This is a genomic window from Staphylococcus simiae (genome assembly GCF_017357005.1).
Lineage (GTDB): Bacteria > Bacillota > Bacilli > Staphylococcales > Staphylococcaceae > Staphylococcus > Staphylococcus simiae_A.
Genome location: NZ_CP071589.1, coordinates 698,412 through 722,051, shown reverse-complemented (window position 1 = coordinate 722,051; position 23,640 = coordinate 698,412). Strand labels below are relative to the sequence as shown.

At 30.6% G+C, this 23,640-nt stretch carries 20 protein-coding genes; 7 read left to right on the top strand and 13 right to left on the bottom strand.

What is annotated here, in order from left to right; all coding sequences use genetic code 11:
* The first annotated feature begins 46 nt into the window (after nt 1–46).
* Together murB and J3R86_RS03220 are read left to right on the top strand one after the other, a co-directional pair.
* A complete protein-coding gene (gene murB, locus J3R86_RS03225; RefSeq protein ID WP_207518504.1) occupies nt 47–970 on the top strand; it encodes a UDP-N-acetylmuramate dehydrogenase in 924 nt (307 codons plus the stop codon).
* Between the two features lie 19 nt (nt 971–989).
* Nucleotides 990–1,304: a CHY zinc finger protein gene (locus J3R86_RS03220; protein ID WP_207518039.1), complete on the top strand. Its 315-nt coding sequence runs from the start codon at nt 990–992 to the stop codon at nt 1,302–1,304.
* 48 nt (nt 1,305–1,352) lie between these two features.
* Here J3R86_RS03220 and J3R86_RS03215 read toward each other — a convergent pair whose 3' ends face one another.
* From J3R86_RS03215 to nrdI, 7 genes are all read right to left on the bottom strand, one after another.
* The gene (locus J3R86_RS03215) at nt 1,353–2,381 is read right to left on the bottom strand and encodes a ferrated catecholamine ABC transporter substrate-binding lipoprotein SstD (RefSeq protein ID WP_207518038.1); all 1,029 of its coding nucleotides are present in this window, start codon (nt 2,379–2,381) and stop codon (nt 1,353–1,355) included.
* Between the two features lie 112 nt (nt 2,382–2,493).
* Nucleotides 2,494–3,252 (bottom strand): iron ABC transporter ATP-binding protein, encoded by a 759-nt coding sequence (locus J3R86_RS03210; RefSeq protein WP_207518037.1) that lies wholly within the window; start codon nt 3,250–3,252, stop codon nt 2,494–2,496.
* Complete coding sequence (locus J3R86_RS03205) at nt 3,252–4,208, bottom strand: iron chelate uptake ABC transporter family permease subunit (RefSeq protein WP_207518036.1); 957 nt, start codon at nt 4,206–4,208, stop codon at nt 3,252–3,254. The genes J3R86_RS03210 and J3R86_RS03205 overlap by 1 nt, the downstream gene beginning before the upstream one ends.
* The gene (locus J3R86_RS03200) at nt 4,195–5,166 is read right to left on the bottom strand and encodes an ABC transporter permease (protein WP_207518035.1); all 972 of its coding nucleotides are present in this window, start codon (nt 5,164–5,166) and stop codon (nt 4,195–4,197) included. Before J3R86_RS03200 ends, J3R86_RS03205 begins: the two co-directional genes overlap by 14 nt.
* A 411-nt stretch (nt 5,167–5,577) precedes the next feature.
* A complete protein-coding gene (gene nrdF, locus J3R86_RS03195) occupies nt 5,578–6,546 on the bottom strand; it encodes a class 1b ribonucleoside-diphosphate reductase subunit beta (protein WP_002463914.1) in 969 nt (322 codons plus the stop codon).
* Nucleotides 6,547–6,648: 102 nt separating this feature from the next.
* Nucleotides 6,649–8,754, bottom strand: a complete 2,106-nt coding sequence (gene nrdE, locus J3R86_RS03190; protein WP_207518034.1) for a class 1b ribonucleoside-diphosphate reductase subunit alpha — start codon at nt 8,752–8,754, stop codon at nt 6,649–6,651.
* Nucleotides 8,717–9,115 carry a class Ib ribonucleoside-diphosphate reductase assembly flavoprotein NrdI gene (nrdI, locus tag J3R86_RS03185; RefSeq protein ID WP_207518033.1) on the bottom strand — a complete coding sequence of 133 codons (399 nt, stop codon included), beginning with the start codon at nt 9,113–9,115 and terminating at the stop codon, nt 8,717–8,719. Before nrdI ends, nrdE begins: the two co-directional genes overlap by 38 nt.
* Before the next feature lie 810 nt (nt 9,116–9,925).
* Between nrdI and J3R86_RS03180 the strand changes: the two genes are divergently transcribed.
* From J3R86_RS03180 to J3R86_RS03165, 4 genes are all read left to right on the top strand, one after another.
* Complete coding sequence (locus tag J3R86_RS03180) at nt 9,926–10,783, top strand: DMT family transporter (protein WP_207518032.1); 858 nt, start codon at nt 9,926–9,928, stop codon at nt 10,781–10,783.
* A 36-nt stretch (nt 10,784–10,819) separates the two neighbouring features.
* On the top strand, nt 10,820–11,320 hold the full coding sequence (queF, locus tag J3R86_RS03175; protein WP_207518031.1) for a preQ(1) synthase: 501 nt from the start codon (nt 10,820–10,822) through the stop codon (nt 11,318–11,320).
* 601 nt (nt 11,321–11,921) lie between these two features.
* Nucleotides 11,922–13,427, top strand: coding sequence for a peptide MFS transporter (locus J3R86_RS03170; protein ID WP_207518030.1), 1,506 nt, complete (start codon nt 11,922–11,924; stop codon nt 13,425–13,427).
* A 161-nt stretch (nt 13,428–13,588) separates the two neighbouring features.
* Nucleotides 13,589–14,503, top strand: coding sequence for a diacylglycerol/lipid kinase family protein (locus tag J3R86_RS03165; protein ID WP_207518029.1), 915 nt, complete (start codon nt 13,589–13,591; stop codon nt 14,501–14,503).
* A 188-nt stretch (nt 14,504–14,691) separates the two neighbouring features.
* Here the strand turns inward: J3R86_RS03165 and J3R86_RS03160 are convergent, their stop codons facing one another.
* Nucleotides 14,692–15,228 carry a 5' nucleotidase, NT5C type gene (locus J3R86_RS03160; protein ID WP_207518028.1) on the bottom strand — a complete coding sequence of 179 codons (537 nt, stop codon included), beginning with the start codon at nt 15,226–15,228 and terminating at the stop codon, nt 14,692–14,694.
* Nucleotides 15,229–15,385: 157 nt separating this feature from the next.
* The gene (hisC, locus tag J3R86_RS03155) at nt 15,386–16,441 is read right to left on the bottom strand and encodes a histidinol-phosphate transaminase (protein WP_207518503.1); all 1,056 of its coding nucleotides are present in this window, start codon (nt 16,439–16,441) and stop codon (nt 15,386–15,388) included.
* Nucleotides 16,442–16,608: 167 nt separating this feature from the next.
* On the opposite strand from hisC, the gene J3R86_RS03150 reads away from it, so the two are divergent.
* Nucleotides 16,609–16,905 (top strand): transcriptional regulator, encoded by a 297-nt coding sequence (locus J3R86_RS03150; RefSeq protein ID WP_207518027.1) that lies wholly within the window; start codon nt 16,609–16,611, stop codon nt 16,903–16,905.
* A gap of 130 nt (nt 16,906–17,035) precedes the next feature.
* Here J3R86_RS03150 and J3R86_RS03145 read toward each other — a convergent pair whose 3' ends face one another.
* The 4 genes from J3R86_RS03145 to J3R86_RS03130 form a co-directional block, all read right to left on the bottom strand.
* The gene (locus J3R86_RS03145; protein WP_207518026.1) at nt 17,036–18,553 is read right to left on the bottom strand and encodes an ABC transporter permease/substrate-binding protein; all 1,518 of its coding nucleotides are present in this window, start codon (nt 18,551–18,553) and stop codon (nt 17,036–17,038) included.
* Nucleotides 18,546–19,520, bottom strand: coding sequence for an ABC transporter ATP-binding protein (locus tag J3R86_RS03140; RefSeq protein ID WP_207518025.1), 975 nt, complete (start codon nt 19,518–19,520; stop codon nt 18,546–18,548). Before J3R86_RS03140 ends, J3R86_RS03145 begins: the two co-directional genes overlap by 8 nt.
* A 216-nt stretch (nt 19,521–19,736) precedes the next feature.
* Nucleotides 19,737–21,515, bottom strand: coding sequence for a DNA helicase RecQ (gene recQ / locus J3R86_RS03135; protein WP_207518024.1), 1,779 nt, complete (start codon nt 21,513–21,515; stop codon nt 19,737–19,739).
* Nucleotides 21,516–21,529: 14 nt separating this feature from the next.
* Complete coding sequence (locus J3R86_RS03130) at nt 21,530–23,416, bottom strand: ABC-F family ATP-binding cassette domain-containing protein (protein WP_207518023.1); 1,887 nt, start codon at nt 23,414–23,416, stop codon at nt 21,530–21,532.
* Nucleotides 23,417–23,640 lie beyond the last annotated feature (224 nt).

Sequence of the window (23,640 nt, the reverse complement as noted above, 5' to 3'; positions counted from 1 at the left end):
ATAATATAGAATGACATAAAAGACAGGAGAAAGGATGTACTTAAAAGTGATAAATGAAGACATCTATCAAGATTTACAACAACTCATTCCGAGTGACAAAATTAAAGTTGACGAACCTTTGAAACGTTATACTTACACTAAAACTGGTGGTAATGCAGATTTTTATATCATACCTACTAAAAACCAAGAGGTTCAAGCTATCGTTAAATATGCCTATGATCATCAAATTCCTGTTACTTATTTAGGTAATGGTTCAAATATTATCATCCGTGAGGGTGGCATCAGAGGAATTGTTATTAGTTTGTTAGCTCTTAATTATATCGATGTTTCTGATGATGCAATTATTGCTGGTAGTGGTGCTGCTATTATCGATGTCTCTCGAGTTGCACGAGATTATGCCTTAACTGGTTTAGAGTTCGCATGTGGTATACCTGGTTCTATTGGTGGAGCAGTTTATATGAACGCTGGTGCATATGGTGGAGAAGTCAAAGATTGTATCGATTATGCATTATGTGTAAATGATCAAGGAGAGTTAATTAAATTAACGACAAACGAACTAGAATTAGATTATCGTAATAGTATTATTCAACAACAACATTTAGTTGTGTTAGAAGCGGCCTTTACTTTAGCACCTGGAAATATTAATGATATCCAAGAAACTATGGATGATTTAACTGAACGTCGTGAATCTAAGCAACCATTAGAATACCCTTCTTGTGGTAGTGTCTTCCAACGTCCTCCAGGCCACTTTGCAGGTAAATTAATTCAAGATTCCAATTTGCAAGGACATCGAATTGGTGGCGTTGAAGTATCAACAAAGCATGCTGGTTTTATGGTTAATGTTGATAATGGAACAGCAACGGATTATGAAGATTTAATTCATTATGTTCAGAAAGTAGTTAAAGAAAAATTTGATGTTGAGCTAAATAGAGAAGTCCGTATTATTGGTGAACATCCTAAAGCTGATTAAAGTTTGGAGATATGTAAATATGCCTAAAATATTTGGCTCAGTTATAGACTCTGAAAGTCGCTGTAGACATTACCATACGGGTTTGGATATTATTGCTATTAAATTTAAATGTTGCCAAAAATATTATCCATGTTATAAATGCCATAATGAACATGAATCACATTATATTAAACGTTGGCCTGAAAGTCAGTTTAATGAACGTGTCATTTTATGTGGTGCGTGCAAGCATGAGATGACGATTAATGACTATATGCTAGTAGAAAATTGTCCTCATTGTAATAGTCATTTTAATCAAAGATGTAAGTTTCATTACCATTTATATTTTGAAATATAAAGAAGCGTGACCACTCATGTTACATAAGTGGTCACGCTTGTCTTCTTATTATTCTACTACTTTTTCTAATTCTTCAATTTGTTTAACTGTTGTAGTTGTAGAACCAGATGAGAAGTACCATAATTTAGGATCTAAATTATATACTTTATCTTCTTTCACAGCATTAACATCTTTTAATACCGCGTTGTTTAATGTTTTCTTAGCTGTTGATTTACCACTGATAGCTTGTCCACGGTCCATCGCTAAAATAACATCAGGATTTTCTTTATTAATATATTCATTTGAAACATTTTGACCATGAGTACTATCACTCACATCTTTATCAACTGGTTTAAATCCTAATGTATCGAATACTAAACTACCGAAACGACCTTTAGGTCCATATGTTGATAATTCTCCTTCATTGACTAATAAATACATTACTGATTTATCAAATTTCTTCGTTTTATCTTTCATTGAATCAATTTTATCATCTAATTTTTTATTTAATTCTTTTGCTTTATCTTCTTTGTCGTATATTTTACCAATGTTTGTTGTATTGCTCTTCATTGATTTTACTAATTGTTTATCATCTGAACCAACATAAACGATTTTAGCTTTAGGTGCTGCTTTTTTAAATTCGTCCATGTTTTTTTGATTAGCAGTTCTACCTGAAATGAAAATAACTTCCGGTTTTGTTTCTGCGACTTTATCAAAATTAACTTCTTTCAAATTACCAGTATTTGTATACTTATCTTCTTTAAAGTCACTCAAGAAATCTGGTAAAGATTTACCACCTTCACCTTTAGGTAATGCTTTAACTTTATCAGCAAGACCCATTTCCTTCATCACATCTAAAGCACCATAATCTAATACTACAGCATTTTTAGGATTTTTTGGTACTTTTACAGTTTCATTGACTTTCTTAGCATCACTGCCATCTTTTTTCTCACCACTAAGTTCATAGTTGTTTTTTATTGTTACTGTATCTTTTGAATCTTTACTATCAGTGCCAGAATTTTCTTTTTCTGAATTGTTGCCACATGCTGCTAAAACTAATACTAAAGTTAATAATAAATAAAAGACTGTTTTCTTCATGTTATAAAGACTCTCCTTTAAAATTTTTGTCGCGGTGCAAAGTGACGTTGTGGCTTATGTAAATATATAGTTAACACTTATCATCGCATCACCCCTTCTAAAGAAATAGTTATTATTTAAAATAAAGACAAATCTTTTGATCTCTAATTTCTTCAATTTGTATGTTCATTTCATATAAATCACTTAACACATCACTCTTGATAACATGATCTTTGGCCTCTGATCTTACTAATTGTCCATTTTTTAAGGCGATAATTTGGTCAGAATAGCAAGATGCAAAGTTAATATCATGTAACACAATTACAATCGCTTTATTCATATTATGCGCGAGCATTTGCAATGTTTGCATAATTTGTACTGCATGTTTCATATCTAGATTGTTTAATGGTTCATCTAATAAGATATACTCAGTATCCTGAGCGATAGTCATAGCAATATATGCTCGTTGACGTTGCCCACCTGACAACGTTTTAATATTACGATCCTTAATATCGTGTAATTGTAAGATATCTAACGCTTGATTAACTGCTTCATGATCCTCTTTAGTTAAACGACCTTTTGAATATGGAAAACGTCCAAATCTAACTAATTGTTCTACTGTAATATTCATCTCAGTATGGTTAGATTGTTTCAAAATAGATATCTTTTTCGACAAGTCATTATTTTTATAGTCAGACATTAATTGGCCATCAACTTCAACTTCACCATGATCAATGTCGATTAAACGGCATATCGCTGAAAGTAATGTACTCTTACCTGCACCATTAGGTCCAATCATTGAAGTGAGACAACCTTTATGAATATCTAAAGTAATATCTTTCAAAATACTATTATTTTGTATGTTTTTCGAAAGGTTATCGACATGAATCATTATGCATTTCTCCTTTTAATTAGTAGATATATAAAATAGCTACCGCCAATTAAGTCAATAATTAAACTCATTTCTGTTGTGGCTTCAAATAGATTTTCAACCACCCATTGTGCACTAAATAAACTAATCCAACTTAAGAAAATTGTCGTTATTAAGATATATTTATGTTCATAAGTTTTCATTAATTCATGAGCTAAATTGACTGTTAATAATCCTAAAAATGTAATAGGACCTACGAGTGCCGTTGACACTGAAACCAGGATTGAAACCATAATCAGTAACAATCGTGTTAAGCGATCAAATGATAATCCTAAATTAATCGCTTCATCTCTTCCTAATAACATTACATCAAGATACGGTATGCTGATTATAGTGATGACTAACATGATTATTAAAATAATTGCTCCAAAAACTACTAATTTAGAATTAGATGCATTAAAGTTTGCAAACATACTACTTTGTACTGCTAAGAAAGATTCAGGGTCCATAATAAGTTGAATAAAACTAGTAATACTGCGGAAAAATGTACCGAGCAAGACACCAAAAAGTAAAATAAAATACACAGAGAAATTACCCAGTTTAAAAACAACTTGAAATAAAAACAAGGCAAATAAGACCATAGTTACTAAAGTTAAAATAAAATTTAAATAAATATTTGTAACCCACATCGATTGCGTACCTAAGACAAAGATTGGTAATACCTTAATAAATAAATATACTGCATCTAATCCCATAATCGATGGAGTCAGCAATCTGTTATTAGTTATGGATTGGAATATCACAACAGAAATTGCAATTGCTGTACCTACTAATATCATTAATATTAATTTACGCAAGCGACTAGAAAATTGATATTCAAATATTTCAAAATCTAAACCAACTAATAGGTACACCAAGCTAATGATCAGAGTGACAATAGCGAGTATCATTAGTTTTTTATTTTTAGTGATGTGCATAATTTTTCCTACCCTTCATTAACAAGATTAGGAAAATAACTGTTCCAAAGACACCAATTGTTAATCCAATATTGATCTCATATGGATAAACAATAATTCTTCCAATAATATCAGCAAAAAGCACAAAAATTGCTCCAAGCATCATCGTATGAGGAATAGCATGTTTTAAATGATCTCCTCTATACATTGAAATAATATTAGGTACTACTAAACCTAAAAATGGTAACGTTCCAACTGTAACAACTACTAAAGCAGTTATGGTAGCAGTAATAAATAAAGCAATATTAATCAATTTTTCATAGCTTAACCCTAAATTTTTAGTGAAATCTTTGCCCATTCCTACAATCGTAAAATGATTAGCAAAAAAGTAAGTCAAAATTAATAAAGGTATACTTAAATATAAAACTTCATAACGTCCACTGGTAATAATGGCAAAATTGCCATTCAACCAATTTCCGATACTTTGTACAGCATTCGTTCTGAGTGAAATAAAAGTAGTGAAACTAGATACAATACCACCAATCATAATACCTAGTAGTGGCACAAAAATGATATCTTTTACTTTAATAAAATCAATGATTTTAACGAATAAAAACGTACCTCCAACACTACAAACTACAGCAAAGATCAACTTTACTAAAATATGTCCTGTTGGAAAGAATAGTAATGCTATTAATATACCTAATTTTGCCCACTCCATTGTTCCAGCAGTTGTTGGACTGACAAATTTATTTTGCATCATTTGTTGCATTATCAACCCGGCTAATGCCAATGAACTACCAGAAATCAAAATACTTACTGTTCTTGGTATTCTACTAGCGAATAAAATATTGACTTGCTTATTAGAAAGATGGAATATATCAGCGAAAGATAATTCACTAACACCGATAAATAAAGAGCTTACAGTTAAGAAGATGATCAAGATAAATAATACATATCCCTTTAATAAGTATGTCATTTGTAAACTTTCTCCCTTAAAGTAAATGATAATTCTTTTCGATGATAATCATTATCATCTATGTTAACTGCTTTACTAACTCATTTCAATAGTAATTCAATTTATTTTCATTTAATTTATATTATTTTTCACATTTTGGTGATAATTAAATAAGTGTTACCAAAAGATTAATTCACTTTTATTATTATTTAACACTAATATGTATTATTTACATATTCAATAAAGTTATTTCAAACTTCATATTGTTATTGTGCATATGATTCCTCTCACAAATTGGACTGATTGATAATTACTTAAAATTTTCTATCAGTCCGATTTATTATAAAACCTAAATTACATACAAAAACCCTCATATAGCTAGGATAAGTCATCTTTATCCACCACTAATATGAGGGCTGTTATGATTATTTATTAATCTTCAAAATTAAAATCTTCATCTTGTAATGCTTCTACATTCAATGCTAATACATAACCATCACCTTTAACTGAGAAAAAGTCATGATTTTTAGTTGAAGTATCTAAAGCATTTTCAATAATAGGATTAAATTCTCTCTCTTCAAAATAAGGTTCGAATCCTAAGTTAGATAAAGCTTTATTACCGTTATACTTAACATAGTTTAACACATCTTCTGTCAAGCCTATGTCATCATATAACATACCTGTATATGATACTTCGTTTAAATATAAATCATCCAATAATTTGTACATTTCTTGATCTGCTTTTTGTTTTTCACTTTCAGATAATTCATTACGTAAACTTTGAGCATCCAAACCAGTGAACACACCATGAATCGATTCATCTAATAAAATTTTACGAATAATTTCACCTGAAGTCGTCATTTTACCTTGACCAGCTAAATATAGAGGATAATAGAAACCTGAATAGAATAAGAACGTCTCTAGAAAGACACTTGAAACTCTAGCCATATATTGATCATAAATTGAAGCTTCTTTACCCCAAAGTTTATGATAATTGCTGACAATCTTGTCTGATTTATATTTTAAATGTGGCTCTTCAAGTACCCATTCATCTAACAAGTAGTTCGTTTCAGCAGATGGTAATAATGTAGTAAAAATATGAGAATAACTTTTAGCATGGATTTGTTCCATCATAGCCATGAATGAATAGACAGCTTTTTTTCTTAAGTCAGTTGTATGTAGCATAACTAATGGCATACCATCATCTGCTTGATGTGTGTCTAAGCCTGTTAATCCAGCTAAAGCTTTTTTAAATGCTTCTTGTTCTGCATGAGATAATGTTTTCCAGCTTGCGATATCTTTTGATACTTTAAACTCTGTTTCAACCCACATTTGAGAGATATTTTGGCGCCAAAACATGTTTGTCATATCTTCTTGAGTATTCCAATTTACAGCTATCATGAATATAATTTCCTCCTATATGTAAATCACTAATAACAAGACATTTCAACATCACCATCAACAATTTCGTTGCAATGGTGATGTCTATTCGTCTCTATATGTTTATATTGCGCAGCTTGTACATTCTTCAACACTTAATAACTTGTTACGAGTATAATACAATGATTTCAATCCTTTATGATGAGCATAGACATATAAACGCGCAAGTTCACGTGTAGATATTTCTGAATTTACATAAAGAATTGTTGAAATACCTTGGTCAACGTGTGTTTGAATTGTTGAAATTAAGTCAATTAATTTCATTTGATCAGTATTAAATGCTGATTTATAGTACCACATTGTTTGTGGTGATAAAAATGGCATTGGATAAAATGTCTCAGCATTACCATAGGTACGACGTTCAATTTGATCGACGATTGGCATTACTGAACTTGTAGCATTTTGAACATAAGAAATACTTTGAGTTGGTGCAATGGCTAATCTATATGCATGATATAAACCATACTGTTGAACATCTTGTTGCAATTTTTTCCAATCTTCAGCTGTTGGAATATCCATATGTGCAAAAAGTTGACGTACTTTATCATATTGAGGTTCAAAATTTTGAGAAGTATAGAAGTCAAAATATTTACCATTAGCATAATCAGATTTATCAAAGTCTTTATATTTAACACCACGTTCTTTAGCAATTTGCATTGAACGTTCAAGAGAATAATAATTCATCATCATAAAGAAGATATTTGCAAAGTCTTTTGCTTCTTCTGATTCATAACCAATACTATTTTTAGCTAAGTAACCATGTAAGTTCATTACACCTAAACCAACTGAATGTAATTCACTATTAGCTTTTCTAACTCCTGGTGCATTTTGAATATTTGCCTCATCACTTACAACAGTCAAAGCATCCATTCCTGTATGCACTGAATCTCTAAATTTTTCAGATTCCATCACGTTCACAATATTTAAAGAACCTAAGTTACATGAAATATCACGTTTAATTTCATCTTCAATTCCATAATCATTAATAATTGACGTTTCTTGTAATTGGAAAATTTCAGTACATAAATTACTCATTTTAATTTGACCGATATTAGAATTGGCATGTACTTTATTAGCATTATCTTTAAACATTAAGTACGGATAGCCAGATTGTAATTGTGTTTGAGCAATTAAATTCAACATTTCACGAGCATCTTTTTTCTTCTTATCGACGTTTGGATTTTGCACCATATCGTCATAATATTTATCAAGATCGATATCGTCTAGTGTGACACCATATTCTTGTTTAACTGTATGTGGTGCAAACATATAAAAATCTTTGCCCTCTTTAGCTAAATCAAAGAATTTCGAAGGGACAATTAAACCAGTTGAAATCGTTGATAAACGTAAATCTTCATCTGCATTTACTTTTTTAGTATCTAAAAATTCTTCGACATCATAGTGGAAAATATTTAAATAAACAGCACCAGCACCTGGTCGTTGTCCTAATTGATCAGCATAACTAAATCCACCTTCTAATGACTTCGCAACAGGTAGCACACCTTTAGCTACACCTTTAATACCTTTTATTGCTTCGCCACGTGCACGTAGTTTAGATAAGTTAATGGCAACACCACCACCAATTTTACTTAACTGTTTTGCTGTTGAATCAATAAAGTTAATTGAATTCAAACTATCGTCTACTTCTAATAAGAAACATGACACTAATTCACCACGACGTGCTCGTCCAGCATTTAAGAATGTTGGTGTTGCTGGTTGGTAACGTTGTTCAACCATTGCAGAAATAAATTGTTTAGCTTGCTCTTTATTACCATTTGCTAAATATAAAGCAACAATTGCTACATGTTGATTGTAATCTTCTAAATATTGACTTTTATCGTTTGTTTTTAATGCATAATCTTTAAAGAATTTACTTGCCGACATGTAACTCGCAAATTTAAATGGTATTGATTTAGCATAGTCTGTAATCTCAACTAAATCTTCTTCGCTATAAATTTCAAAAACATTAAAGTAGAAATCATGATCAACTAAATAATGTAATCGTTCAATTTCACTATCAAAGAAAATTGTTTTATCGTGAATTTCTTCAAGATATACACTTAATGCTTCTTGATCTTTATCTAAACTAAAGAAGCCATTCTCTTGTCGTTTAGTCACCTCATTATTTAATTCAATATGATTGTACTTTTTCTCGTCCATGGTTTTCATTCAAATTACCCACCTTGTTCTTAAATTCTATAACATCGTTATTCGTTCCATGCAATTCAAACTTCATTAATAAAGGGACATTATATTGTTCTGAAATTGTGCGTCCTGCTTTTGCGAAATTTTGTCCCCAATTTCGATTGCCACTAGCAGCCACACCTACTAAATTTTGATGATTTACTTCTAAAAAAGATTGTACTGGGTTTGGAACTTCTCCAAATCCAATAGTACCGGTAACAATAATAAACGGTTCATTGATCACTTCTGTACAATTACTTTGCGTAATTTCTAGCGCGTTTGTTATTTCGGCACGTTTAATGAATCTACGAACATTGCCAGTAAATGAAAAATAAATAACTTTCATTGGATCACCTTCCTTCCGCCAATCTCCTAAAATATAAGTAACTTGAGTAATTAAAAAATGCCTAAACAACGTAAGAGTGCACTGTTGTTTGTAGCATCTTATCAATAACTAATGAAGCTACTCATTTTCTTAAATACAAACCTTCTGCTATAGATTGATATTTGAGAAAATAGTAGCCAATATTAAGTAAACTTATTTAACCACAACATGTTGTAGTGAATAACTCAAAATATTTACATCATACCTTACTACACTTTTCTAAGAATATTACTATATAATTGATGAATTTTAATAATTTCTAAGTGTTAATTTACCTTTTAAAGTAATTTATGCAAAAATAAATCTCTTACTATCAAAACACAAGATATTGTGTCTGTATTAAATTACTAACACTATATTATGTGTTTCATTATACATAAGAGCACAGCTTATTTAAAGTCCATTTTTCAGGATGAATGTTCGTAAAAAGTCTTAATCACGCACCACTACTAAACTACATTTATTTTTGTCTAAAATAAAAATTTTTTCAGGGTATAATACTTGCTTTTTGATAAATTATCAGTAATCCAATCACGGCAATGAAATGACAATTTATCTCGATATATTAAATACAATTATTTGTTAATCAATTCGTTTATAACACAAACATTCTTTCTCAAATACATGCTTAAACTTCCGTCAATACACACAAGAACATTTGTTCGTATTCATTATTATAAGACATTTCCCTAAAATTTCAACTGTTTATGCAGACTTTATTGTTTTATGCTAATATATATACGTTAATTTTATATAAAAGAGGCGATAAAATTGAATCCAAAAGTAAAAGGTATTATTGCAATTTTAATTTCAGCTATCGGCTTCAGTTTTATGTCAGTATTTTTTAGATTGGCCGGAGATTTACCTGTCTTTCAAAAATCACTAGCTAGAAACCTAGTAGCTATGTTTATACCCTTATATTTTATTTATAAATACAAACAACCAATGTTCGGTAAACTTTCTAGTCAACCTTTGCTGATAACTCGTTCTACATTAGGGCTTATTGGTGTGTTATTAAATATTTTTGCTATTGATCATATGGTATTAAGTGATGCTGACTCATTAATGAAGTTAAATCCATTTTGGACTATTTTATTAAGTTTAATTTTCTTACATGAAAAAGTTAGAAAGTATCAGATTACAGCTATGCTTATCGCAATTATAGGTATGTTACTCATAGTGAAACCTGAATTTTCATCATCGATGATACCATCATTAATTGGTTTATTATCAGGTATCTTTGCTGCATCAGCTTATACATGTGTAAGAGCATTAAGTTCTAGAGAAGGACCATATACGATTGTATTCTACTTTTCATTATTTTCTGTAGTAGTATTAATACCATTTACTTTCTTCACCTATGTTCCAATGTCTAATTTGCAATTATGGTATTTATTAGGTGCAGGTTTATCAGCAGCTGTAGGTCAAATAGGTATTACACTTGCCTATAGTTTTGCAGCAGCAAAAGATATATCTATTTTCACATATGCGTCAATTATTTTCACAGCATTATTTGGTTTTATTCTATTTGGCGAATCACCAGATTTATATGCTACTCTAGGTTATGTTGTAATTATTGGTGCAAGTTATTATATGTTTGATAAAGCACGTCGCGAAGCTAAATCATAAAAAGCTAATTTATTAAAAAATAAAGGAGAGAATATCATGACACATGGCCGTCAACAAGATGAATTACAAGATATTACATTATTAGGAAATCAAAATAACCAATATAACTTTGATTATAGACCTGATGTTTTAGAATCATTTGATAACAAACATCAAGGTCGCGATTATTTCGTAAAATTTAATTGTCCAGAATTCACTTCATTATGTCCTATTACAGGTCAACCTGATTTTGCAACTATTTATATTTCTTATATACCTAACATTAAAATGGTTGAATCTAAATCATTAAAATTATATTTATTTAGTTTTAGAAATCATGGAGACTTTCATGAAGATTGTATGAATATCATTATGAATGATTTAATTGAACTTATGGATCCACATTATATTGAGGTATGGGGCAAGTTCACACCTCGTGGTGGTATTTCAATCGATCCCTACACAAACTATGGTCGACCAAATACTAAATATGAAACAATGGCTGAACATCGTTTGATGAATCATGACCTATACCCTGAGAAAATTGACAACCGTTAATAACATGTAATAAATAAACGCTTAAATGTCATATACAAATGTCATTTAAGCGTTATTTTATTATTCTTTTTTAAGAATTAAGGATTTAAAAGTGTTGTTGATAACTTACTTATATAGCCATTTAAATTCCAATCAACGTATCCCTGTTAATATCTTCATATTAAAGTATTAAATGGCGAAGCCAAGGTAAAAATTGTACTATATCGACATGACGCAGATTGGCTAGAAACTATCTGTATTATAAAATGTTGATAAATCAACGTTATGTAATTCTAGTCAATCTTGCTGAGATAGGATTAAGAAATAATTTGTTTTGAAACAATTATTTCTGTCCCACTTCCATATTGTTCAATACTTTATTTTTAAAAATTTTAATATTCGTAATTCTACAAAAATTCAATAATGTTTTTATAGAAAGCTATTGCACTTTGTCAGTTTTCAGTATATTTTTATATTACCTATAATTTATTGTACGTATTCAATAACAGAAAATTCTAAATATTTCTATTTTTTTGCGTTTATTGAAAGTTCTTTTTTACGGGCGTACAATCAGATTTAATTACTTATTTTGTATTAGGGGAAGAAAGGATGGGATGTAACAATGACACAACGCAACTCCCATGGAAGTGAAATACAAGAAATACCACAGACAGGATTCTTTGGACACCCTAGAGGTTTAGGCGTACTCTTCTTCGTAGAATTCTGGGAACGATTTAGCTATTATGGCATGCGTGCATTACTACTTTTCTATATGTACTATGCGATTGTTGATAATGGTTTAGGCATTGATAAGACAACAGCGATGTCAATTATGTCTGTATACGGAGCTTTAATTTACATGACATCTATTCCAGGTGGTTGGATTGCTGACCGCATTACAGGAACACGTGGTGCAACTTTAATTGGTGCTGTATCTATTATCATTGGACATATTTGTTTAAGTTTACCATTTGCATTATTTGGTCTATTTGCATCCATGTTCTTTATCATCATTGGTTCTGGTTTAATGAAACCAAATATTTCTAATATTGTTGGGCGCTTATATCCAGAAAATGACAAACGTATGGATGCTGGTTTCGTAATTTTCTATATGTCTGTTAATATGGGCGCTTTAATTTCACCAATTATTTTACAACAATTTCTTGATGTAAAGAATTTCCACGGCGGTTTCTTAATTGCTGCTATTGGTATGGCATTAGGTTTAGTCTGGTATATTCTTTTCAATCGCAAAAACTTGGGTAATGTAGGTATGAAGCCGACCAATCCACTTAGTTCTGAAGAAAAGAAAAAATACGGTACAATGATAGGAATTATTACTGCCATTGTAGTAATTGTTTTAGCTGTAACCATTATAACTAATTCGTTTTCATTTAATTTAATAAGTAATACTGTTTTAATTCTTGGTATTGCTTTACCAGTTATTTACTTTACGACAATGATTAAAAGTAAGGATATTACAGATACTGAACGCTCTCGCGTAAAAGCATTTATTCCTTTATTTATTTTAGGAATGATTTTCTGGGCTATTCAAGAACAAGGTTCTAATGTTTTAAATATCTATGGTCTTGAACATTCAGATATGAAATTAAACTTATTTGGCTGGAAAACGAACTTTGGAGCAGCCATTTTCCAATCAATTAACCCACTCTTTATATTGTTGTTAGCTCCAATCATTTCATTATTATGGCAAAAATTAGGTACTAAACAACCAAGTTTACCTATCAAATTTGCAATTGGTACGACACTGGCTGGTGCTTCGTATATCCTTATCGGTATAATTGGGTATACATCAGGTTCAGCACATTTCTCAGTTAACTGGGTGATTTTATCATATATCGTTTGTGTTATAGGTGAATTATGTCTATCTCCTACTGGTAATAGTGCAGCCGTAAAATTAGCACCAAAAGCATTTAATGCCCAAATGATGAGTATTTGGTACCTAACTAACGCATCAGCTCAAGCGATGAATGGTACGTTAGTTAAATTGCAAGATCCATTAGGTCCAACGAATTACTTTATTTTCTTAGGTGTTGTAGCCATTGTTGTAACATTAATTGTCTTATGCTTCACACCTAAAATAGTTAAAGCGATGAAAGGTGTACGTTAGTCACCTATTTATACTCTAAACTGTTATCAAAGAAAAAACTTTGGTAACAGTTTTTTCTTTTAACTGAATCATTTAGCCCATTAGGTGATTTATAGTTATAACTTTAAAAATTGGGTATATATAATTAAATGACGAATCAAGTATAGGAAGAAGGCATTGCGATGGAAAGTAAATATACACATGGCGTACTATTTTATCATGAACACAGTGGCTTAAAAAATATAAATGAAGGCATTGGTGAAGTAACTAAATCACTGAGTTGTATATGTAAACATCTTTCTATTCAATTAAGTGAAAATGAAGGTGATATTATTAAATATTGCCAAAAAATTAAAGATAAACAGTATGCTGATGATATTGATATTTTATTTATCTTAGGTGGTGATGGAACTGTTAATGAATTAGTCAACGGTGTCATGACGCATCAATTAAACTTACCTATTGGTATTTTACCTGGTGGTACTTTTAATGATTTCACTAAAACTTTGAATTTAAACCCTAACCATAAACAAGCAAGTGAACAACTCGTATCCTCAGAAGTTGGTAGTTACGATGTTATTAAAGTGAATAATCAATATGCATTGAACTTTGTCGGTTTAGGACTAATTGTTCAAAATGCTGAAAATGTACAAGATGGTTCTAAAGATATTTTTGGTAAATTAAGTTATGTCGGTTCAACAGTCAAAACATTAATGAACCCTAGTAAATTTACTTATGACTTAACAATAGATGGCAAAAATTATACTGGTGAAACATCTATGATATTAACTGCAAACGGACCATTTATTGGCGGTAGTAGAATTCCTTTAACTGACTTATCACCACAAGATGGTGAGTTAAATACTTTCATTTTTAATGACCAAAGTTTTAGTATTTTAAATGATATTTTCAAAAAACGTGATAGTATGAATTGGAATGAAATTACTCAAGGTATTAATCATATCGCAGGTAAAGAAATTACTTTATCTACTGAACCAGTAATGAAAATAGATGTTGATGGTGAAATTTGTCTCAACACACCAATTACAATTGAAGTATTACCTAAAGCTATACAATTATTAACATTTGTTAATTAGTGGTTCCCTCCCAAATTGGACTGATACATCATTATTTTTTAAATTATTCACTTTTTATTTATTAGTCCTAAAAAAATAGAAAACTTAATTAGTAAGACAAAAGAGCTATCCAGTGACGTAGAGTCATGTACAGTTATTTACTGTTATTAACATCATTCTACTTATAGATAGCTCTTTTTTAATATTATTTAGTTGTCATTCAAAAAATAATGTTCGACGTCCTGCCAACCATTAACACGAGTGAATCGATCATCATTTATATTGTGCACAGCAGTATACATAATAGGTTTACCACTAAATATTTCTAATTGTCTTGGATTATCATCGATTAAATAATCAGCTTTGACAATATTTTTACGCCCACAAAATACAAAATGCTGTGGATCTAAAAATGGAAAGTATTCCAATAACCACTCATATTTATCCTCAAATGACGTTGGAACGTCCATTGCAGCAGTTGCAATATAAACATCGTAATGTTTATTTAATTTTTCAACTACTTCTTGAGCATGTGGCATAACCTTTAAATTTCTAAAAAATCCGGGTTCCCTTAAAATATCAGTTATTAAACCATCATGTTCTGGTATGACATGTTTCAACTTCTGACCATTCAAATCTTCCACTTTAATCCCCAAAGATTCCCTGTTATTGACTGCTTCTATAATTTCACCGAGCGTATCAGCCAATACTTCATCCATATCTATAGCGATTGATTCGCGTGCCATGTTAATCTTCTCCTCAATATTTCTCTTTTGTTAAATTATAGCAAACATCATACAATTAACAAATAACTGCGTAAATTAAGAATTAATAATAAGACATCTAACTTAAACTTATTTTGTAAAAAAGTAAGTTTAGAAAATAGACGCTATGACGTATGCATCAATAATTAAAATGTTTCAAGACGTCCAACATTTTATCATTCTGTTCTTCAAAACCAATAGTAATCCTTACACCAGTTGGGAATGGTCGTGTAATACAACCAACATTTAATAATGCTTCGTATAAGTCATTCACATGATCTGTTTTAACGAAGATAAAATTAGTTTGACTTGGTAAAAAATGCTTACTTTGAGGTATATCATAAAATCTTTGACGTTGTTCACTATTCTTCTGTGTTATCTCGTGTAAATAATCTTGATCTGCTAATGCTGCTACTGCTGCATATTCAGATAAACGCGTGACATTAAATGGTGGTCTTATGATATTCCATTTAGTTATTGCTTGTTCACTAGCTACAACATAACCAACACGTAAACCAGCTAAACCATAGGCTTTAGAAAATGTTCTTAACAGAAAAGCATTATCATATTGTTGTTGGATGGCTAATGTATCAGGGAAGTCTTCAGCAGTTACAAACTCAAAGTATGCTTCATCAATAATGACCGGCACGTGTGATGGTACACGAGCCATAAAATCTACTAAATCTTCATGACTAAAATATGTACCCGTTGGATTATTAGGGTTACATAACCAAACTAATTTAGTATCGTTATCAATTGCATTGATAATTCCTTCTAAATCAAATCCACCGTCTTTTAATGGTACTTGTACAACATTAGCCGCTTCTACGATTGCATTATGATAATATTGACCAAACGTCGCTTCACTTGTAACGATTGTATCTCCTGGTGTTAATACAGCTCTTGAAATCATTAATATAACTTCATCTAAACCAGCACCAAATAAAATACGTGAAGGTGCTACGTTTAAATGTTTACTAATCGCTTCTTTTAACAACGGAGACCCTGTTTCTGGATAATAATAAAGTTCATCTAAATGATTTTGAATGGCCTCTTTAACTTTAGGAGAAGGTCCATATAAATTTTCATTTGATGCTAATTTAAAGAGTTCACCTTCAATACCATATTTCTCTTTTAATGCTCTTGGAGATAACCCTGGCTCATATGCCGATAATTGATTCAACTGTTCTTTCATAGTCAAAACAGTCCTCCTTTAAATAAACTGAAATTTTAAAAAACTTATGCTCATTATATACCTCATTATTATCAAAATGCAATGTTATGTCACAACTACTGTTATAATTGTTAGCGAAGTATATTTTATGATGTGATATAAAGACAATTTATCAAAGGAGCATATATATGCCAACAACCAAACAATACCATGATGACATACTAGCAAATTTAGATAGTCATCATTTAACAACACGTAAAATGATGGGAGAATATTTACTTTATTTTGACAAAGTATTAATAGGTGGTTTTTATGATAATCGAATATTACTTAAGCAACCACCCCAACCTATTATGCTATTACAAAACATACCACTAGTTGAGCCTTATAAAAATGCTAAGAAAATGTATCATATTGATCAGACTATTTCTATCGAACAAATATTAACTATTATGAAAGATATTCAACAACAATTAAATAAATAAACACACACCCTATATAAGTAGCATCTTGTTCTCTACTCATATAGGGTGTGTTATTGATATATTATACTATTCACTATTCATTAACCTTAATTACCTCGCAGTGATTATATGAAGCGTTGCTATATATTATTTAATTCTTAATAATACCTTTTTTAGTTAAATAATCTTTTGCAACAGTATAGGGATCTTCATTTTTAACAGTTACTTTGTAGTTCATAGTCTGCATATCTTCATCAGAAATTTTATTTTCTAATTTATTTAATGGTTTTATAATTTCAGGATGTTCTTTTAAGAATTTTTCTTTAAATATTGGTGCGCCTTGATATGGTGGGAAGACATGTTTATCATCCTTTAGTACTACCATATCATATTGTTTTAATTCAGCATCTGTTGAATAAGCATCGATTAGATTAATATCGTTTTTATTCACAGCTTGGTATCTTAATTTCGGTTCCATTGTTTTGACATTACTTAAATCAAGGTTATATGCTTTTTTTATAGCTTTATAACCATCCGGACGATCATTAAACTCTAGAGTAAATCCTGGTTTCAATTGATCTTTAACTTTATTTAAGTCCCCAATTGTTCGAATATGATGCTTGTCGGCAAAATCTTTTTTTACTGCTAGTGCATACGTATTATTATATTTCATTGGTTTCAACATTGTCATATGATATTTACGTTCTAAACTATGTTTCGCTTGCTCATAAACTTGATGTTCTTGTTTTGATTTTAAATCTTCTTTTGTTAATTCACCTAGAACAGTACCTGTGAATTCAAGATATCCGTCAATATCATCTGATTTTAAAGCATTAAATAGAAATGCTGTCTTACCCATACCATCTTTTATTTCAACAGAATCCTTTGTATCATTTTCTATTAAAATCTTATACATATTGGTAATTACTGATGGTTCAGAACCAAGTTTACCAGCTAACGTAATTTTATCACCTTTATTGGCAAATAATGGTATGACAATAACCAGTACAATAATTAACACTATCGTGCCCAGAGTAATGAGTAATTTTCGATAAGATAAGTGTGCCATAAAGCGTAAAATTAAATCAAAGACGATAGCAAGTAATGCTGCTGGTATTGCACCTAATAAAATTAATGACGCATTGTTTCTATCTATTCCGAGTAAGATTAAGTCTCCTAATCCACCAGCACCAATTAATGCTGCTAATGTAGCTGTCCCAATAATTAAAACCATAGCCGTTCTGATACCGGCCATAATCACTGGCATCGCAATCGGTAATTCCACTTTCGTCAAACGTCTGAGTGGTTTCATACCTATCCCTTTTGCCGCTTCAATTAAAGAACTGTCAACTTCGCTTATACCTGTATATGTATTTCTCAGAATAGGTAATAAAGCGTAAACTACCAGCGCAATAATTGCTGGTACACGACCAATACCAAACAATGGAATCATTAAACCTAGTAATGCCAAAGAAGGTATAGTTTGCAATATAGCAGCAATATTCATCACAATTTCAGATATTGTTTTCGTTTTTGTAAGCAAAATGCCCAAAGGTACCGCAATAGCTGTAGCTATCAACAAAGCTATAAAAGAAATTTCAATATGCTCAAGTAGTGTAGAAAGTAGCTGTCCTTGTCGTTCACTTAAAATTTGCCAAAAACTATTCATGACTAGCTACCTCCTTATGTTGCGATAAATATTCAAAAATATCTTGTCTCGTAATTACATATTCATGACCGTTATTATTGCTAACAATAACAGCTTCATGTTGCGATAATAGTTGATATAACTCTTCAACGACTTGATTGTCATTAACTTTTGGAAGATCACTTTGATATTGCGCTTCATTAATCGGTCTATAAATATTTAATTCTTTAATATATTTTTTATCGATGTCCGTCTGACTATCATTAGTTAAATGACTGCCCATAAATTGCTTAACAAAATCACTCTGTGGATGGTCTTTAAAGCCATCTGGTGTATCAATTTGCTCGATGCGCCCTTCATTGAGTAAGCATATTTTATCCCCCAATTTCATCGCTTCTTGTATATCATGTGTCACAAAGACAATAGTTTTTTTTATCTTTTGTTGTAAGTTTAATAAATCATCTTGTAATTTCTCACGACTAATTGGATCTAATGCACTAAAGGGCTCATCCATTAAAATGACAGGTGGATCAGCTGCAAGTGCCCTAATTACACCTACACGTTGACGTTGTCCTCCAGATAATTCATCAGGTTTTCTATTTTTATATTTTTCTGGTTCTAATCCGACCATATCAAGTAATTCATTAACGCGTTGATCAATCTCTTTATCTTTCCACTTTTTCATTTGCGGTACTTGTGCAATATTTTCTTTTATCGTCATATGTGGAAATAGGGCGATTTGTTGTAGTACATAACCGATATCCCAACGCATCTCGTAAACTGGATAATCACTAATAGGCTTGTTGTTAAAATAAATATATCCTTCACTTAAATCAATTAATCTATTTATCATTTTTAATGTCGTTGTTTTCCCACAACCTGAAGGTCCTATTAAGACGAAAAACTCACCTTCATTTATATCGAAACTAACGTTATCAACTGCGACGTTGTTATTATAACGCTTAGTTACATTTTTAAATTTAATCACTGTGGCACCTCTTTATTTATCTTTGCTAATTACTGATGTAATTTGTTTATTCCCTATTTAACCACGTTTAACTCAATTTTAAAATTCAAATGTTTTAATTTTAATACTTTTTTTCAATTAAGGATATTTATTAGCATTCTTGGATTTAAATACTTTAAAAAATAGAAAATAAGCTTTAGTAGTACTTAATGATTAGTACTACTAAAGCTTATGCAATTAGACAATAGCTTTATAGTTTTGAATCGTTTCTAAGAAGGCTGGACAATAATGTTTTAACTTATAGCTTCCTACGCCTTCTATGGTTATCATTTCCTGTTTTGTTTCAGGCTTACGCTTAGCAAATTGTTCTAAAGTAGAATCTGAGAAGATGCTCACTGGCGCAATTGCTAATTTATCACTCAATGACTGACGTACTTCTAATAATTGACTATAAAGTGCCCTATCTACTCCTTCAACTGTATTAATGTAAACAGTTTCAGTAGATTTTTGTTTAAATGGTGTAGTGAAAATTTCAACTTCATTATTCAACAGTTGCTTAATAGAAGTATCACATAATAATATTTCATCTTTTTCATTTAAAAAGCCCTTAAAACGTAACTCGTCAATTAAATGACTTAATTCAGATGTCGTATAGTCTTTCATTAAACCGTGCGTAGTCAATTGATCATAGTGACTAAATTTAATATAATCTGTAATTTCTCCTCTTAATACTTGAATAATCACACTATAGTTTTCTTGCTGTTTCATTCGAGCTATGCAACTAATAATCATCTTAGCTTCTTGAGTCATATTATATGTTTTATTTTCTTGTACACAGTTACTACATTGTTGGCATTCTGCTAACTTTTCATTAGGTTCAAAATAATGAACAATGGTTGCTTCAAGACATTTTTTCGTTTTAGTATACTGAATCATTTTTGTTAATTTTTCGCCCATCTTATCTTTGTAGTCATCATCAGCTTGAGAAATAGTAATAAAATATTCATGAAGTTGTATGTCACGTTCACTAAATAACAAGATACATTCACTTTTCAAACCATCTCTTCCAGCACGTCCTGCTTCTTGATAATACGATTCTATATCTCCTGGCATATTGTAATGAATAACAAAACGCACATTAGATTTATCAATTCCCATACCAAAGGCATTAGTGGCAATGACAACTTTAACTCGGTCATAGACAAAATCATTTTGTGCTTGCTCTCGTTCTTTATTGCTAAGTCCTGCATGGTAAATTGAACTTTTTATATTTTGGTTTTGTAACACTTCTTGTAATTCTTCTACTTGTTTACGTGTTGAACAATAAACAATACCTGCTTCATCACGATGTTGTTGTACGTAATCTAACACAAATTTTTGTCGTTGATATGTAGGATTCACTTTAAAAATTAAATTACGACGTTTAGTACTTGTTTTAATTTCATTATCTAGCGAAATATTTAATTTTTGTCTAATATCTTGTTGTACTTCAGTCGTTGCTGTTGCAGTTAAAGCCACAATTGTAAAATCTTGCGGTAAAGTAAATACTTTTGTAATTACATTCTGATAACTTGGCCTAAAGTCATGCCCCCATTTTGAAATACAATGTGCTTCATCAAAAGCAATTAGATGAATATTGATACGGCTTAACAAATTGATAAAGAAACGATTTTCAAAACGTTCTGGAGCTACGTATAAAAATTGAATCATTCCTTGTTGTAACTCATTTTCAATTCTCTGTTGTTCTTTTTGTGTCAAGCTACTATTTAAATATGCAGCATTAATCCCCATTGCTTTTAATTGATCAACTTGGTCTTTCATCAATGAAATAAGCGGACTAATAACAATTGTTGTACCTCCAAGCATTAACCCAGGTACTTGGTAACATATTGATTTCCCTCCACCAGTTGGTAACACACCCAATACATTTTGGTGATTGATAACTCTAGTTATAATCTCTTCTTGACCAGGACGAAATTGATCATAACCAAAATAATGTGATAATGTCTGTTGCATGCTCATTAGACCCCTTATTGTTGTTCTTTTATTTCTTCTAATTCACTCCATCTGGTGATATCACAATCATATTGCGATTCTAGTTGTTCTTTTTCTAAGTTCAATTCCTTAATTTTACTATAATCAGCACTTGCTTCTACCATTTGACTATCTATTTCTTCCATACGACGTTCAGTCTGTTCAATGCGTTCCATCAATGCTTGATATTCTATTTTTTCCTTATATGATAAGCCACTTTTTTTGCGATTAGATTGCTCAACTTTGGGTTTATGTTGCTTTTGCTGTAATAATAATTTATCTTGTTCTTTTTTATAACTTTCATAATCTTCAAAAGTACCAATAACTTTCTCCATCTTACCATCATGTATAAACCAGTAAAATTGAGCTACTTTATTAAGGAAGTATCTATCGTGACTGACAGTTATAACAGCACCTTTAAAAGTAGAAATATAGTCTTCTAATATGGTTAATGTTTCTGTATCTAGGTCATTGGTAGGTTCATCTAGTAATAGTACATTAGGTTGATGAACTAACAAACGTAATAAATATAAACGCTTTTGTTCTCCACCTGATAATTTATATACTTTTTTACCATGAGTTGAACTTGGGAATAAAAAGCGTTCTAACAATTGTGTAATAGAAACAACTGTTCCATCTTGCTCTTTCGCAATTTCACTTTCTTCTCTTAAATAGTCAATGACACGAATATCTCTATCTAGCGTTTCTTCAGTCTGTTTAAAATATGCAATTTTAACTGTTTGGCCTACTTTTAATGTACCATCAAAGTTTAAATCATCACCATTTAATATATTTAATAAAGTCGTTTTACCTGCACCATTGGGTCCAACTATTCCAATACGTTGTCCACTTTGAATAATTTCATTAATATCACTAAATAACACTTTATTGTTAATCACTTTAGTGACTTGTTCTAATTCAAACACTTGTTTACCTAATCGTGAATGTGCAAGATTCAGTTCAGCTTTATCTTCTTTATGTTGATTTTTAACATCTTGTTCAATATCATTAAAACGATTTATACGTGCCTGTTGTTTTGTTGAGCGTGCTTTAGCACCTGCCCTCATCCATGCTAATTCTTGTTTATATAATGCGCGTTGTTTTTGATTTTGTTTTTGTTCAATAATTTCATTTTCAGCTCTCATTGCTATATAATCTTCATAATTACCAGGATAAGTCTTCAATTTCCCTCTATCTAATTCAATGATTCTCGTGGAAACTTCATTTAAAAAATATCTATCGTGGGTAACAAATAAAACGGTATGAGGATATTGTTTAACATAGTTAATCAACCAATTAATTGATTCAAAATCTAAATGGTTAGTCGGTTCATCTAATAATAGCAGATCAGGTTGTTCAATTAATGTTTTAGCTAAGACAACTCTTTTTTGCTGGCCACCAGAAAGCTCTTTAATATATTTCGATGTATCATTAATTCCTAATTTAGATAATATCGTTTTAATTTCAGCATTATAATCCCAAGCTTCATAGCGATCCATATCTTCTTGCGCATTCATCATTTTTTGAAATTGCTGTTCACTTTGATCTTTAGCATAATCATTTACCGCTTGTTCATAATTTCTAATCACACTTAATGTTGTTGTATCTGAACTTAATACTGCTTGAAAGACTGTCATATCTCCATCCAAGTCTTGTTTTTGAGATGAATATCTAATACGGTATTGATTAGGATGATTAATATTAGCGGTAAAATCATCATCTATACCACCAATAACTTTTAACAAAGTACTTTTACCAGTACCATTGATTCCAACTAACCCAATTTTTTCATTTTCTGAAATCGATAAATTTAAATTATCAAATATAATTTTATCAGCATAAGATTTATTAAGTTGCTCTATTTTATATGATTCCATCTCCATCTTCCTTTACTAATAAAATGTCTACGTGCTTAAATCAGTTCTATATATTATACACCTTTTTAATATGAATTGAAATCGATGCACTTCCCATTATTTCAATATTCAAAAATTGTTTTACAATACTTTAAATTTAGGTTCTCTCCCAAATTGGACTAATACATCACTATCTTTAAATTAGTCATTTTTTATTTATCAGTATTGAAAAATAGAGAACCAAAAAAATC